12 protein-coding genes, 3 tRNA genes and 1 rRNA gene (1 of these 16 cut by a window edge) are annotated in these 15,134 nt (G+C 42.3%); 2 read left to right on the forward strand and 14 right to left on the reverse strand.

Features of this window, described 5'->3' with window-relative positions; translation table 11 throughout:
• The 7 genes from NYR63_RS08300 to NYR63_RS08330 all read right to left on the reverse strand — a co-directional run.
• Positions 1-581 (reverse strand): 16S ribosomal RNA (locus tag NYR63_RS08300); it reaches 959 nt to the left of the window's first position.
• A gap of 198 nt (positions 582-779) precedes the next feature.
• Positions 780-856, reverse strand: a tRNA-Pro gene (locus NYR63_RS08305).
• Between the two features lie 28 nt (positions 857-884).
• Positions 885-960, reverse strand: a tRNA-His gene (locus tag NYR63_RS08310).
• Between the two features lie 29 nt (positions 961-989).
• Positions 990-1,066, reverse strand: a tRNA-Arg gene (locus NYR63_RS08315).
• Between the two features lie 159 nt (positions 1,067-1,225).
• A complete protein-coding gene (wecG, locus tag NYR63_RS08320) occupies positions 1,226-1,951 on the reverse strand; it encodes a lipopolysaccharide N-acetylmannosaminouronosyltransferase (protein WP_279457100.1) in 726 nt (241 codons plus the stop codon).
• A complete protein-coding gene (wzyE, locus tag NYR63_RS08325) occupies positions 1,935-3,269 on the reverse strand; it encodes an ECA oligosaccharide polymerase (protein ID WP_279457101.1) in 1,335 nt (444 codons plus the stop codon). Before wzyE ends, wecG begins: the two co-directional genes overlap by 17 nt.
• Positions 3,262-4,338, reverse strand: a complete 1,077-nt coding sequence (locus tag NYR63_RS08330) for a TDP-N-acetylfucosamine:lipid II N-acetylfucosaminyltransferase (protein ID WP_279457102.1) — start codon at positions 4,336-4,338, stop codon at positions 3,262-3,264. The genes wzyE and NYR63_RS08330 overlap by 8 nt, the downstream gene beginning before the upstream one ends.
• A 278-nt stretch (positions 4,339-4,616) precedes the next feature.
• On the opposite strand from NYR63_RS08330, the gene hcp reads away from it, so the two are divergent.
• Positions 4,617-6,272, forward strand: a complete 1,656-nt coding sequence (gene hcp / locus NYR63_RS08335; RefSeq protein WP_279457103.1) for a hydroxylamine reductase — start codon at positions 4,617-4,619, stop codon at positions 6,270-6,272.
• A 121-nt stretch (positions 6,273-6,393) separates the two neighbouring features.
• A complete protein-coding gene (gene hcr / locus NYR63_RS08340) occupies positions 6,394-7,413 on the forward strand; it encodes an NADH oxidoreductase (RefSeq protein ID WP_279457104.1) in 1,020 nt (339 codons plus the stop codon).
• Between the two features lie 41 nt (positions 7,414-7,454).
• Here hcr and wzxE read toward each other — a convergent pair whose 3' ends face one another.
• From wzxE to wecA, 7 genes are all read right to left on the reverse strand, one after another.
• Positions 7,455-8,702, reverse strand: a complete 1,248-nt coding sequence (wzxE, locus tag NYR63_RS08345; protein ID WP_279457105.1) for a lipid III flippase WzxE — start codon at positions 8,700-8,702, stop codon at positions 7,455-7,457.
• Entirely contained in the window at positions 8,699-9,835 is a 1,137-nt protein-coding gene (rffA, locus tag NYR63_RS08350) for a dTDP-4-amino-4,6-dideoxygalactose transaminase (RefSeq protein ID WP_279457106.1), read from the reverse strand. Before rffA ends, wzxE begins: the two co-directional genes overlap by 4 nt.
• Before the next feature lie 3 nt (positions 9,836-9,838).
• Positions 9,839-10,462 carry a dTDP-4-amino-4,6-dideoxy-D-galactose acyltransferase gene (gene rffC, locus NYR63_RS08355; RefSeq protein ID WP_279457107.1) on the reverse strand — a complete coding sequence of 208 codons (624 nt, stop codon included), beginning with the start codon at positions 10,460-10,462 and terminating at the stop codon, positions 9,839-9,841.
• Positions 10,462-11,730: a UDP-N-acetyl-D-mannosamine dehydrogenase gene (wecC, locus tag NYR63_RS08360; RefSeq protein ID WP_279457108.1), complete on the reverse strand. Its 1,269-nt coding sequence runs from the start codon at positions 11,728-11,730 to the stop codon at positions 10,462-10,464. Before wecC ends, rffC begins: the two co-directional genes overlap by 1 nt.
• Positions 11,731-11,808: 78 nt before the next feature.
• Positions 11,809-12,945 (reverse strand): non-hydrolyzing UDP-N-acetylglucosamine 2-epimerase, encoded by a 1,137-nt coding sequence (gene wecB, locus NYR63_RS08365; RefSeq protein ID WP_279457109.1) that lies wholly within the window; start codon positions 12,943-12,945, stop codon positions 11,809-11,811.
• A complete protein-coding gene (locus tag NYR63_RS08370; RefSeq protein WP_279457110.1) occupies positions 12,929-13,807 on the reverse strand; it encodes a transporter in 879 nt (292 codons plus the stop codon). Before NYR63_RS08370 ends, wecB begins: the two co-directional genes overlap by 17 nt.
• 36 nt (positions 13,808-13,843) lie before the next feature.
• Positions 13,844-14,917, reverse strand: a complete 1,074-nt coding sequence (wecA, locus tag NYR63_RS08375) for a UDP-N-acetylglucosamine--undecaprenyl-phosphate N-acetylglucosaminephosphotransferase (RefSeq protein ID WP_279457111.1) — start codon at positions 14,915-14,917, stop codon at positions 13,844-13,846.
• Between the last annotated feature and the right edge of the window lie 217 nt (positions 14,918-15,134).

Below are 15,134 nucleotides of genomic sequence, written 5' to 3' on the forward strand. Positions count from 1 at the left end.
CGTGCCCTTTACGCCCAGTTATTCCGATTAACGCTCGCACCCTCCGTATTACCGCGGCTGCTGGCACGGAGTTAGCCGGTGCTTCTTCTGTGACTAACGTCAATTGAATGTTCTATTAAAACATCCACCTTCCTCATCACCGAAAGAACTTTACAACCCGAAGGCCTTCTTCATTCACGCGGCATGGCTGCATCAGGGTTCCCCCCATTGTGCAATATTCCCCACTGCTGCCTCCCGTAGGAGTCTGGACCGTGTCTCAGTTCCAGTGTGGCTGGTCATCCTCTCAGACCAGCTAGAGATCGTCGGCTTGGTAGGCCTTTACCCCACCAACTACCTAATCCCACTTGGGCTCATCTCATGGCATGTGGCCCGAAGGTCCCACACTTTAATCCTAAGATATTACGCGGTATTAGCTACAGTTTCCCGTAGTTATCCCCCTCCATAAGCCAGATTCCCAAGCATTACTCACCCGTCCGCCACTCGTCACCCAAGGAGCAAGCTCCTTTGTGCTACCGTTCGACTTGCATGTGTTAAGCCTGCCGCCAGCGTTCAATCTGAGCCATGATCAAACTCTTCAATTCAAAAAGTTTAATCGCTCAATATACTGCTTAGCTAAGTTCACTTCCCTTACCTAACCAAGTTAAGTAAAAAGAAAAATATGAATTTCTAGTTTAAGCACCTATTAAGACTTCAAGTTTTAAATAATTTTTTAAAATCAAGTCAATCAACAAGTGCCCACACAGATTGTCTGATATATTGTTAAAGAACGAAAAATAAAGTGGTCGGCGAGATAGGATTTGAACCTACGACCCACTGGTCCCAAACCAGTTGCGCTACCAAGCTGCGCTACTCGCCGTCAGTTACTCATAAGAGTATATTTTAAATGGGGTGGCTAATGAGACTCGAACTCACGACAACCGGAATCACAATCCGGGGCTCTACCAACTGAGCTATAGCCACCATTGCCGATTGAATATTGCTTTGACCACTGGCGCGCTCGACAAGATTTGAACTTGCGACCTTTGGCTCCGGAGGCCAACGCTCTATCCAACTGAGCTACGAACGCTTATGATTTTCATCATCTTGTTTAGTGCGTCGCAACGGAGGCGTATATTATAGATTTTCCTTTTTGTTGTCTAGCACTTTTTGCAAAAAAGTTTAAAAAAATCATTTGTTTGTTTTTAATTTATTCAAAATGAATATTAATTGTCATAATCGGTGCTTTTTAGAGCTGTTTTGTGCAGTAGTAATAGAGAAAACGTAATAAATTAATTTGTCGCCGGCAACGAGTCGGTTGGCTGAATAGACGATATAACCATTCTAAGCCGAGGTCTTGCCAACTTTTCGGTGCTCGTTTTACTTTTCCGACAAATACATCATAAGTGCCGCCTACTCCCATATATAAGCAGTCGGGATATTCTCGTTCGACATCCGCAATAAACATTTCTTGTTTCGGCGACCCCATCGCAACCGTTACAAACTTTGCTCCGCTTTGTTTTATGCGTTTAATAATAAGCGGTTGCTGGCTTTCATCAAAATAACCGTCTTGCGAGCCTACGATATTTACTTGCCAAGCGGTTAATTTCTGTTGAACTTTTGCAAGCGTATCTGCTGTGCTTCCAATTAAAAATACCGGAATACCTAATTCGCCTGCTTTTTGCATTAACTCTTCCCATAAATCCGCACCGGCAATCCGTTCCATTTGTTTAATATGCGGATATTTACGTTTGACCGAACGAACGATACTAATACCGTCCGCATAGTTATATTCCGCATGAGTGAGCAGTTGCCTAATTTCAGGATCCTTCTCACTCATCACCAACTTTTCGGCATTCATTGCAATTAATTTGCCTGTTTTAAGTTGTCCTTTACTCATTAAAAAATCGACAAATTCGGTTTGATTCCTTGCAAGAAGAATATTAATCCCTCGAATTTCAGCCATTGCTATCATTTTTATCTACCTTTGTTCTTGATAATCCAGCTTCAAAGCTAAGCGTAATTAATTTTGCCACGCACCAACATAATAAGAAAACGATACTAAAAAATACCCAGCGAGAAATAAATGCGTCCAGACCTTCTCGTACTAACACAACAAAGTTAAACAAATTCGCCAGGCAATACGCTTGAATAATAGCGGAATAACTTTTGTCCTGATGATATGTTGCATAACTAAATAAACGATCGAAACTTTGAATAATCCAGCCGACCAATGCCATACCGAGAGTTATCATCGGTAATCCGCCCATAATATAGAAAGAACCGAGTAGCGTCGGTGAAATCGCTAACCCCGAGAAATTGCCTAACATCTCCCGTGTGAAATAATTTGCCGTATTGACGATATAAATCGGTTTTGCCTGCCACAACCAATCCGGAATATAGACATAGAAATCTCGAACAATCGGCATTAGTCCTTGAGATTCAACCGGATAACTTAATATCTTGGCTAAATTCTCCCATGGAGAAAACGTATCTCGTGTAAGATATAAAAAAGTAAACAGTGCCTCTGATCCGTTTACCTTTAACCCGTAGCGAACTAAAGCTAATAAAAACATTGCGCCAATCATAACGCAACCGGCAACAACCAAAGCTTTAAACGACACATAATTTTTATAAAGCCCTAACAGGAAAAATAATAGTGCCACCATCGCTAAGTTAGCGCGAGTCCCGCCTACTGCAATATAATTTAAGCCGCCAAGCACAATGCCCAGTATAAGGAAAAACCACCAGACTCTTTTATTTTGATCTAGGAAAAATAAAATTAAGAGTGCCGGCAAGAAAAAATAGAAGAAACGCTTCAGCCAGACGTTTTGAATCGATGCCGAGAATATTTGGCTGTATTTTTCCAATTCAAACAATAGCCAGCCGTTAAGGGATACAAACCAAACTAAACTACCGATAGCCACACATAATAAGAAGCAAGCGGTTAAATTTGCTGATAATTTTGCAAAATTTTGTCGATTTTGCACCGCTTGTTGTTTTTGACGGCGTATTGTTCCGGCAAAAAAGCGATAACTTATCCAATAAATCAAATAACCCGCCAGCATAGCAAACAGGGTGATAAAAAGTATGTCTGGCTCAACTAACGGGCTGTCAAAGCCCAACGCCATTGCCATCGAAAACGGAAAGCCCAGATAAAAAATGACTAAATAAATTAAACTAAACAATAAATGAAATGAAAACGCTTGCTTTTGGTAGTCGCTATAAATGTAAATCGCTATCAGCCATACCGAGAGCAAATAGAAGCCGGTTAATAAAGTATATTCAATCATTACTGAGTTCCGTTAATAATGTCAGCCATTGTTCATTATACTGAGGAGCAAAAAAGCGTATATTGCGTTTATCGCAATCTTGTAGCTGTTGCTTTACTTGCCGCACCTTCGCTATCGTTAATTCATCGCTATACAAAAACGGTACGTTTTCCTTTTGCATATCGATACAAAACGGATTTTCTTTAGTTAGTACCAACGGAACATTTAGTTGAATCAGTAGGCAAATCGTACCGATAGCTTGCTGCCGTTTGAAATAAAAATAGCCTGCATCACACTGCGCCAATAATTGTTGATACCGGATAAAATCCAGTTTTTCCGTCAGTACCTCAACGGTATTTTTAGGGAACAATGCGACCGCTTGTTGTTGAACTTGCTTAATATAGCTTTGATTATTTTCCGGATAACCCATCGGGATAATAATACGCAGATTTTCAGCAAGTCTTTGTTTCAGCTGGGTTAGTGCCGCTAAATGACGATTAGACGTATCTCCGGAATTGCCGAGCAAAATAGTAAACGGCTTATCTTTAGCCGGATCTTGCACAAGCATTTCTTGTTGCGGAGCCATTTTAGTCGGGAAATAAAGGACTCGATCTTGAACATTCTCTCGTTTTAAGTGTTGTTTAGCAAACGCAAGATCGCCGTGCGTTGCCCATAAAACCGGTAACTTTTGCTGCGCTAGACGGCGTAAACGATAAAATAATTTATATTTCCAGCCGCTTGCTTCTTCATATAAATCCGCCCCCCAAATATGCCATACGCAACGACAAGCGGGTAACTTTCCAAACAAAATCGCAAGCCATAACCAAATATTATACTGACCGTGCAAGACAAATTTTGCCGTTTTTGTTTGCTTGGCGGTTTTTACCACCGCCTTCGCAATCGCTTGACGAGAACGGAAAAGCTGCAAATTAAGTTGCGGATATTGCGAAGATAAGTCTGCTTGCCCGACAACATAAAAATAGTGCTGTTGTCCGGCTAATTTGGGCAATAGTTGATCACGAAAAAAATCCAATACCGTTTGGTTATGATGCGGAATATCCGAACCTAGAATATGATAAATAGGGTGCATGATCTCTTTTAAAGTTTGTTTAACTTACTTCATTATAAGCGGGAAACATCAAACAAGCGGTCAAAAACCGCCAAAATCTTACCAATAAAATTAACAATAATTCTCACTAAAATCCACTCATACCCTATTCTAAGTAGAGAACTACGACTAGATCAAATTTCTTGCATTTTTCAAAATTTTCTTCTTTTTATCCATTTTTGTTCTCGCTATGATTTAGCACATTAATTCCTACTATTTTAGTAGGTTATTCATTTTTTTAATTAGTTTGGAGTGATTTTATGTACTGCGTTCAATGTGAACAAACCATGGTAACCCCGATGGGGAACGGTTGTAGTTTCGGTCAAGGTATGTGTGGTAAAACGGCGGAAACCTCAGATTTACAAGACTTATTAATCGCCTGCTTACACAGCCTTTCCGCGTGGGCGTTAAAAGCACGTGAACACGGCATTATCAACCACGATGCGGATAACTTCGCCCCTCGAGCATTCTTCGCCACTTTAACCAACGTAAACTTCGATTCGAACCGTATCGTTGGCTATGCGCAACAAGCATTGGTTTACCGTAATCAACTGATTGCCGAAATTGCTAAAGTTGAAGCAAATCCACAAATTGACCACCCATTAGCGCATATTGAACTCAAAGGTATTTCGATTGATCAACTTGCCGAACAAGCCAAAGAATTTGCATTAGATACTGATCGTGCGGAAATCGGTGAAGAAGTTCACGGCGTGCGTTTATTAGCCCTTTACGGCTTAAAAGGTGCGGCGGCTTATTTAGAACACGCTTATGTGTTAGGCAAATTCGATAACGATTTATATGTGGAATACCACGGCTTTATGTCTTGGTTAGGTACAAAACCAAGCGATTTAAACGAATTACTTGAAAAATCGCTCGCTATCGGTTCAATGAACTTTAAAGTGATGGCAATGTTAGATGCCGGCGAAACCGAAACCTTCGGTAATCCTGTGCCGGCAACGGTTAATATCCGTCCGGTGAAAGGCAAATGCATTCTGATTTCAGGCCACGATTTAAAAGATTTAAAAGAATTATTAGAACAAACTGAAGGCAAAGGCATTAATGTTTACACCCACGGTGAAATGCTACCAGCACACGGCTATCCGGAACTGAAAAAATACAAACATTTAGTCGGTAACTATGGTTCAGGCTGGCAGAATCAACAAAAAGAATTTGCACGCTTCCCGGGGGCGATCGTGATGACTTCAAACTGTTTAATCGATCCGAATGTGGGCGATTATGCCGATCGTATCTTCACTTGTAACATCGTGGGCTGGCCGGGCGTGGTGCATTTAGAAAAACACAACTTTGCACCGGTTATCGAAAAAGCGTTGGAATGTGACGGCTTCCCATATACCGAATTAGAACACTACATCACTGTCGGTTTCGGTCGTAAAACCTTAATCGACGCATCTGATGCGGTGATTGATTTAGTCAAAGCAGGCAAATTAAGCCACGTATTCGTGATCGGCGGTTGTGACGGCGATAAAGAAGAACGCCACTACTACACGGATTTAGCCTATGCGTTACCGAAAGATACTGCAGTGCTTACGCTTGGTTGCGGTAAATATCGTTTCAACAAATTGGATTTCGGGACAATTGACGGCGGCTTACCTCGCTTACTAGACGCAGGTCAATGTAACGACACCTATTCAGCGATTATGTTAGCGGTAACGCTTTCGCAGAAATTAGGAATTGGCTTAAACGAATTGCCACTTTCGATTGTGCTTTCTTGGTTCGAACAAAAAGCGATTATCGTGTTATTAACGCTGTTAGCGCTTGGCGTGAAAAATGTTTATTCAGGCCCAAGCAAACCGGCGTTCTTAAACGAAAACGTGATGAATTTATTACACGAAAAATTCGGTTTAAGCGGTTTAACCACTCCAGAGCAAGATTTCGGTCATATCATCAATAAATAATCGGCTAATTAAAAAGAGCGGTCAAATTTCACAAAATTTTTGCAAATTTCTCAGCAATTTTGACCGCTTGTTGAATGTAAGAACACATTGCGTCCCTACATATATCGAAAGGAACAACAAAATGGCAAATACCAATAAAAACCCTTTATGTATTAATGAATTACAGGTGTATTCAATCGTACAAGAAGCGCCAAATGTCAAAACGATTAACTTTATCGCACAGGATTTCTACCCGTACCAAGCGGGGCAATATGCGTTAGTCAGCATTAAAAACACACCGCATATTACCCGTGCTTACTCACTGTCTTCTACCCCGGGCGAAAGCCGTTTCGTGTCGATTACCGTGCGTGAAATTGAAGGTGGAGTCGGTTCGACTTGGCTCAACAATAACGTGAAAGTCGGTGACCAAGTGTGGTTCTCGAATCCAATGGGCGAGTTTTCTTGCCAACAGGTGTTAGCGAATAATTATTTATTAGTCGGTGCGGGTAGCGGCGTGACGCCAATTATGTCGATGGCTCGTTGGTTATTAGCAAATCGTCCGGAAGTGAATTTAACCGTTATCCATTCGGTACACTCGCCGGAAGATGTGATTTTCAAAGCGGAATGGCAAGAGCTACAAGCTAAATATCCGAAACTCAACTTAGTAATTAACGCTTCGGTCGGAGCAACAGAGGGCTTTGCAAGCGGTCGAATTTCGGCAGAAATTATCAAAAATGTAGTGCCGAATGTGAGCGATTACACTGTGATGACCTGCGGCCCTGAAGCCTATATGACGGCGTTAAAAAATATCGTGCTTGAATTAGGCGTAAGCGAAGATCGATTCTTTACCGAAGCTTTCTTTAATACTGCCTTAGCCGGTGAAATCAGTTCGGATAAGAAAACCACCTTAACCATCAACGGTGCAAAACAAATCACTGCAGAAGTGCCGGTTGGTATGACCCTATTAGCCGCATTAGAAGCACAAGAACAACCGGTGGTTTCCGGCTGTCGCACCGGTTTATGCGGTTTATGTAAAACCAAAGTGACTGGAGGGGAATATGAAGTGGTACACACCGGCGATTTAACCGAAGAAGAAATTGCACAAGGCTATGTGCTAGCGTGTAGTTGCCGCGTCAAAGAAAACGTCTCGGTTTCTTTATAAGTTTTATTAACAAAAAACCTCAAAGGACATCTTTGAGGTTTTTATGTTCTAAGATAGTAACGAAAAGCTAATAAACAGACGAAGAAATAACAACAATAGGTCAATAAATAGGTCTGCACCGCCCCTTCCGCACCATTTAACGGAATCAACCAATGTCCTATCGTAACCAATAACGTTAATTGGCAAATTTCCGCCAACACATACAGTTTTAACGAGGCTTTGGCAATAGCCAAATAACCGAATACATAAGCAATCACTTTAAATATATCGCCGATCAGCTGCCAGATAAATAACGATTCCATCGGTAAAAACTGTTCGGAATATAGGGTCAGAATAATTTCACGCTTTAAGCTAAATACCAGCAAACCGATACCGATTGCAGAAACTCCGACAAATTTAACCGCTTTGATTAATTCACATTTAATGTCGGATTTTTGAATTAATTTAGCGAAGGTCGGTAATAGATATACTGAAAAGACGGCGGTAATGAGTTGTAAATACGCATCGGAAATTTTACTCACACCCTGCCATAAACCGACCGCTTCAATCGAATGAGATTCCACTAATAAATCTCTAAGCAAAATATACGCAAGCGGTAAAGTGATTGCCGTGACTAACACCATCATACTAAATTTAAATAAGTTGCGTGCATATTGCCAATCAAAACCGGGTTCCCAAAAGTGAAAGACGTAGCCCCTCTGTTTTAAAAAATAGCGAGCGGGTAAACAAGCGAGTGCGGGCATCACGGCGAATCCGATTAATGCGCCCGAATAACCGCAGAAGTACAATCCGCCTAAAAAAACGCTAATTGCCAACAATATCCCAACGCTCTGACTGACGGCATTGGCTCGGGCTTGTCGATGTCCTCTCAAAATAGCCAGTAGATAATTACTGTTTGCAATGCCGAGTTGAATTATCCCGGTCGCTACGATAACCGGCTGATATTCTTTGGAATAAAAAATCCATTCACTGATTTTTGCAGAAAATAGGATAAAAACGACCGCTAGTACGGCAGAAAAGCTCAGTACAATCCGACTCGCTGTCGCAAATAATACATATAATTTTTGCGGTTCGTGCTCAAATTCCGCTACATATTTCGTCACACCGTTAAAAATGCCGCCACCGGCAAAAACGCCCAACACGGTAATCAACGTCATAAAATTCGCCGCTTGTCCTAATCCTTCCAGCCCGAATTGCAAGGCAAACAGCTTAACCAGTATTAGGCTAATACCGATTTTAAAAGCCGTGGAACTTGCCGTCCAAACAGCGGTTTTACTCAGTGATCTCATTGCGTAAGAAATTCCAATATAACGGGAATAATTCTATCTAATTCTTGCGGTTGTAAATTGTAGAATAAAGGTAAACGCACCAAGCGTTCGCTTTCCGAGGTGGTGAAACGATCTTCACCGACAAATCTGCCGTATTGCCGACCGGCGGGACTAGAGTGCAACGGCACGTAATGAAAGACTGCCAAAATTCCGTGTTGCTTTAACCAGTCGATAAACGCATTGCATTCACTCATATCCTGCCATTTCAGATAAAACAGATGTCCGTTTTGTTCACATTCTGGTGGACAAGTCGGTAAGCTAACACGCCCTTGTTCGGCAAACGGACGTAAAACTTCAAAATAACGTTGCCAAATGGCTAAACGGGTTTGTTTAATTTGTTGGGCCGCTTCCAGTTGAGTATATAAATAAGCGGCTTGTAATTCCGACATTAAAAAACTGGATCCGAGATCACGCCAAGTATATTTATCCGTTTCGCCGCGGAAGAACTGGCTACGGTTTGTGCCTTTTTCTCGGATCACTTCCGCTCGGGCAATAAATCGATCATCATTAATCAATAAAGCTCCGCCTTCTCCGCCGGCACTATAATTCTTAGTTTCATGAAAACTATAACAACCGAAATGTCCGATAGTGCCTAATGCTTTACCTTTGTAAAAAGACATTACCGCTTGTGCCGCATCTTCAATCACATACAATCGATACTTTTCGGCAATCGCCATAATTGTATCCATTTCACAGGCGATACCGGCGTAATGCACCGGCACAATCGCTTTAGTTTTTGCTGTAATTGCCGCCTCAATTTTCGTTTCATCAATATTCATCGTGTCCGAACGAATATCGACAAACACAATTTTTGCCCCACGCAACACAAAAGCATTGGCGGTCGAAACGAAGGTATAGCTCGGCATAATCACTTCGTCACCGGCTTGAATATTGACTAACATCGCCGCCATCTCTAATGCTGCGGTACAAGAGGGCGTCAGCAATGCTTTTGCCGTACCGCATTGATTTTCCAGCCACTGCTCGCAACGTCGGCTATAAAAACCGTCACCGGATAATTTACTGCTTGCCATCGCTTGTTGCATATAAGCAAGCTCCGTACCGACAATCGGCGGTTTATTAAAAGGAATCTGCATACATTATTTCCGATAGAACCAATAAGAAGTCGATAGCATTTTCGCCCCTTGTTTTAAATAGGCATTAATTGCTGGCAAATTACCGATTTGGGTCGCTACTAACAGAACCTCCGCCCCTTGCTGTTTCGCCCAATTTTGTGCCGCTTGTAACAATATAGTCGCGATCCCTTGTCGTTGGTAAACAGGCGATACCGCTAATAATCCGATTCGAGCCTGTTCACCGACTAAACGCAAACTAATTCCACCTTGAATTTGACCGCTTGCCGTTTTTAAAACAAAGCAAAGTTGATCAAACTCTCCCCGTACCGCACGGGCAATCCAAGTACGGTAAAAACGTTGATTTTCCGCTGCTGAAAACCAAGGTTCTCGAAAGCGACTTGTCGGAAAAGCTTGTCCGAATAGGGCTTCTAATTCGGCAATATTTTCAGTAGTTGCTACTTGGCAAGCGGTGGTTTTTTCTTGATATTCGGCAAGACTAAAGCAAAACTCAATTTCGCCTTCCACAAATTGAAAACCTTGAGTTTGCAAGTGTTGAATTTGCAAGTAATCTTGAGCGGCAACTTTCGCTTGTACAATCGGGCGACCAAAGAAATCCGATAGCCACGGATCCGGCAAATATTGCTTCATTATTTTATCCATATCCCTTTTGTATCAATTACCCACTGCTGCACAATACTATCGGACGAGATGTTTTTAAATGCCGAATGATCGACTAATAGCACGAAAATATCCGCCTGCTGATTCGCTTGCTCAAACCCGACTAGCTCAACTTTTCCCATCAGAGATGGTGGCAATTCCTTAATATGCGGTTCCACCGCCAATATTTGTCCTAAATGCCAATCGGCGAGATATTGAGTAATCTCCAGTGCCGGGCTGCCTCTTAAATCATCAATATCCGCTTTAAATGCCAAGCCTAAACAGGCAATCGTCACCTCATTCGGCGCACAATTTTTACTGGTTACGCAATCTGCCAGTAGTTGTTTTACTTTTTCGATAACCCATTGAGGTTTGCTATCGTTTACTTCTCGAGCAGTGCGAATTAAACGGGCTTGTTCAGGCGTTTTTTCCACAATAAACCACGGATCGACCGCAATACAATGTCCGCCGACACCCGCCCCCGGTTGCAGGATATTGACACGCGGGTGACGATTTGCCAATCGGATCAGTTCCCACACATTTATATTGAGCTTATCGCAAATCATTGATAATTCGTTGGCAAACGCCAGATTTACATCACGGAAGCTGTTCTCGGTTAATTTGCACATTTCCGCCGTGCGAGCATCCGTAGCAATACATTCGCCTTTGACAAAAATTCGGTATAAATCGATCGCTTGTCGGGTTGATTCCGCGGTAAGTCCGCCAATAACCCGATCATTTTCAAATAATTCAATCATCACTCTGCCCGGTAGCACTCGTTCCGGACAATAAGCAATATAAATGTCAGAACTTTCCTCATATTTAGTGGGAAAACGCAGATCAGGACGAGCTTTTTGCAACCATTGAGCTAATTGTTCCGTAGTACCGACCGGCGAAGTCGATTCCAATACAATCAAATTTCCTTTGACTAAATACGGCGCAATCGCTTTCACCGCTTGTTCAATATAATGCAAATCGGGTTGGTGATGGTGTGAAAGGGGCGTTGGTACGGCAATAATAAACGCATCGGCAGGGGCGGGAGTTTGGGTTGCAAAAAGTAACCCGTTTTCCACCGCTTGTTTGACTGCATTCTCAAGTTGCGGCTCAACAATATGAATCCGACCTTGATTAATTTTTGCTACGACTTCGGAATTAATATCTACCCCTTGAACCGACTTACCTCGCTGTGCAAAAGCAACGGCTGTCGGTAAACCGATATAACCGAGTCCGATAATCGCAATTCGATTAAACATATTCATCTGGTATTTTTCTCGTTTTACTTTATGCTGTCTGCCAGCAAAACAGGCTTTGTCTTTTCTAAGTACAAAGCCTGCCGACTAACTCAATACTTGTTTCAGTACATCAACAATATATCGGCAAGCATTATCTTGTTCATAAGGATTTTTAGCCTGCGCCATGGTTTGATAAACCTGCTGCTCGGTTAAAAGCAGTGTGACCTGTCGCACAATATTTTCAACCTCCGTACCGACTAAACGAACCGTACCTGCCGTTATCGCTTCCGGACGTTCGGTAGTATTACGCATCACCAGCACCGGTTTATTTAATGCGGGGGCTTCTTCTTGAATACCACCGGAATCGGTCAATATCAAATAGGCGCGTTTCATTAAATAGACAAACGACAAATATTCCTGCGGTTCGATTAAGAAAATATTTTCCACTCCGGAAAGTAAGCGGCTGACTGTTTTGCGGACGCAAGGGTTTAAATGCACCGGATAAACAATCTGTACGTCATTATGTTGCTTTGCAACGGTTGCTAATGCGGCGCAGATATGTTCCAACCCTTCGCCGAAACTTTCTCGACGATGTCCCGTCACCAAAATCAGCTTTTTCCGATCATCCAAATATTGATAATGTTGCTTAAGGCTTTCTATTAAACTTTGATCGTTTTGGATTCGAGCCGATACGCAATGTAACGCATCAATCACCGTATTACCCGTTACCCAAATCTTATCGGAGGCTTTATGTTCTTGTAATAAATTAAGGCGAGCTTGTTCGGTCGGAGCAAAATGATAATCGGCTAATACAGCGGTCAGACAACGATTAGCCTCTTCCGGAAACGGTGCATAGCGGTCACCGCTACGCAAGCCCGCTTCGATATGTCCGACCGGAATTTGATGATAATAACAAGCCAGTGCGGCGGCAAAAGTAGTGGTGGTATCACCGTGTACTAAAACAATATCCGGACGATAGCGTGCGAACAGATCTTTCAGCGATTGTAAAATTCGTACGCTGATGTCGGTTAGATCTTGCCCGACTTGCATAATATTTAAATCAAAATCGGGCCGAATGGCAAAGAGGTTCAAGACTTGATCAAGCATTTCACGATGCTGACCGGTTACACAAACCTTTGCCTCAAAACCGGTATCCTCCGCTAACAGCTTTGCCAGCGGAGCCATCTTGATTGCTTCCGGTCGTGTACCGAATATGGTGAGAATTTTAATTTTTTTCGGCATCTGTCGATTTTTTACGTAACAATCCCGTCATTGAAACGATAATCATACCGAGCAATAAACCGCTTAATGCTCCAATCATCATCCATAACGATTGATTCGGGGAATCAGCCGCTAAAGGGACGCTTGGTGTTTTTACCAATCTAAATGCGGTTAATTGATCATCTAACGGCTGAACGGAACGCATTAAATTTAGCTTACCGTTCCAATCTTGAGTCGCAATTTGATTACCTTGCTGCGTTGCTCCGAGTTTAATCTCCGCCGCACTTTTAATTTGCTGAAAAAGATTTTTCCACTTGGCGACAAGTTCGGCATTTAAAGTCTGTTTCGTTTGCTGATTGGCAAAGGTAATAAAGTCACTTAATAACTTATGCGCTTCTTCCGGATTTTCAGAATTGACACTCAACCGATCAAAAGGCTGTGTTTTGCTCGCAGCTTGAAAAACAAACTGATCCGCTAAACGTTGCGCCGTTGTCGCTATCGGCTGATTCGCCAACTGTGCTTTCAGCTTAACCGTTTCCGTCTGTGCAAGAAATGCGACTAATACGTCCGGAGAGATTAAATTACGTTTAAATTCGTTATAGCTGCCTTGCGTGGCTAAATCCTCCGCTTTACGTCCCACTTCCGGCGCGAGAGAGAATGCACCTTTTTCATCCGAGATAACATGATAGCTCACACTATCTCCGCCGTTTAAAAAAGTATAAGTGGAAAAAAGCGTATAATAATTACCTAATTCCAATACTTTCGGCGGTTCAAATTCGGCGGTCGCTTTCCATATCGGCGTTTGTAGCGAACTCAAGCCGAATCCGCCGGCAACCCCAATCACAATACACAGTATCAAAGTGAATAAATAACGTAATAACATAAATAATCCTAAACTGTTTGAGTCGCAGTACTCAATTTACTCATTACCGATTCTGAGTTTTCTTTTCGCTCTACGTTTCATACGGCGAATAAAACGCGTCACACGCCACGCATGGGTAATCGAATAGGCATAAATAAAAAATAAACCGATAAAGCCAATCGTCATCAGCCATTGGTTCCAATAATAATATTCGCCTAATACGCCGATGGTAGAACAAATCGCCGCACCGAAAGTAATCACTGCCAATGCTTGCCGAGAAGTCAAACCGGCACGCATCATTAAATGGTGTAAATGTAAGCGATCGGGTCTAAACGGGCTTTTGCCCTTTTTCAAGCGACGAATAATGACCGCCACCATATCAATCAGCGGTACGGCAATCAGCCATAAACCGGTAATCGGGCTAATCGTATGCCCTTGACCTTGGGTGCTGAGTAACAGAATCCAAATAATGGTGAAGCCAATCAGGGTACTGCCAGAATCGCCCATAAACACTTTCCATTTGGCACCGAATACACTGAGGTTAAACATCGCATACGGAATTAATACGACAATAATCGCAAAACACCAATACGCCAACGTATATTGCTCATCCAGCCACATCAGCACGCCGATCCCGGCAAAACTGGCACTGGAAAGTCCGGCTAATAAGCCGTCGATACCGTCCACCATATTAAACGCATTAATCACGCCAATCGTGACAAACACGGTAAAAATAATGCCGAGGATCCCAAGCTCAATACTAAACGGCGCAATCACTTGCCCTAAGCTATCCAAAGAAAGCCCGTTATAAATCATCAGACCTGCCAAACCGGCTTGAATTCCGGCTCGTAAAAACGGGCTTACATCAAAACGATCGTCCAACACCCCGATCACTAACAAAATAGTAACCGCTGCAAGATACAGCCAAGGTAAACGCATATCTTGCCATTCCATAAAATAGAAGGTCAGATTACCTAAAAAAAGTGCAATCCCACCGATTAGCGGAATTAAGCCTTGGTGACGTTTACGGAAGTTCGGTTTATCAACTAAACCGATTTTTTCCGCAACCGGTCGCATAAAAATCAGACTGGCGAACGACACCACAAAAACAGCAATAAAAGTAAGCCACATAAGGGGTTTACTCCCTCAAAATCAATAGAAAAAAGTATGTAAAGAATATCACAAAGGCAAGGACTCTCAAATTTTTTTAGGTTATTTGGGCTTTTTTTTATAAAATGGATAAATATAAAGTTTGCTTTATTTCGTTTAAGAATAACTTTAGAAAATCCATTACATACTTTCTCTATTATTGTTCTTTGCTTCGCCAAAGAAAAGTAACCAAAAACAA

Source organism: Actinobacillus genomosp. 1, assembly GCF_029774175.1.
Lineage (GTDB): Bacteria > Pseudomonadota > Gammaproteobacteria > Enterobacterales > Pasteurellaceae > Actinobacillus.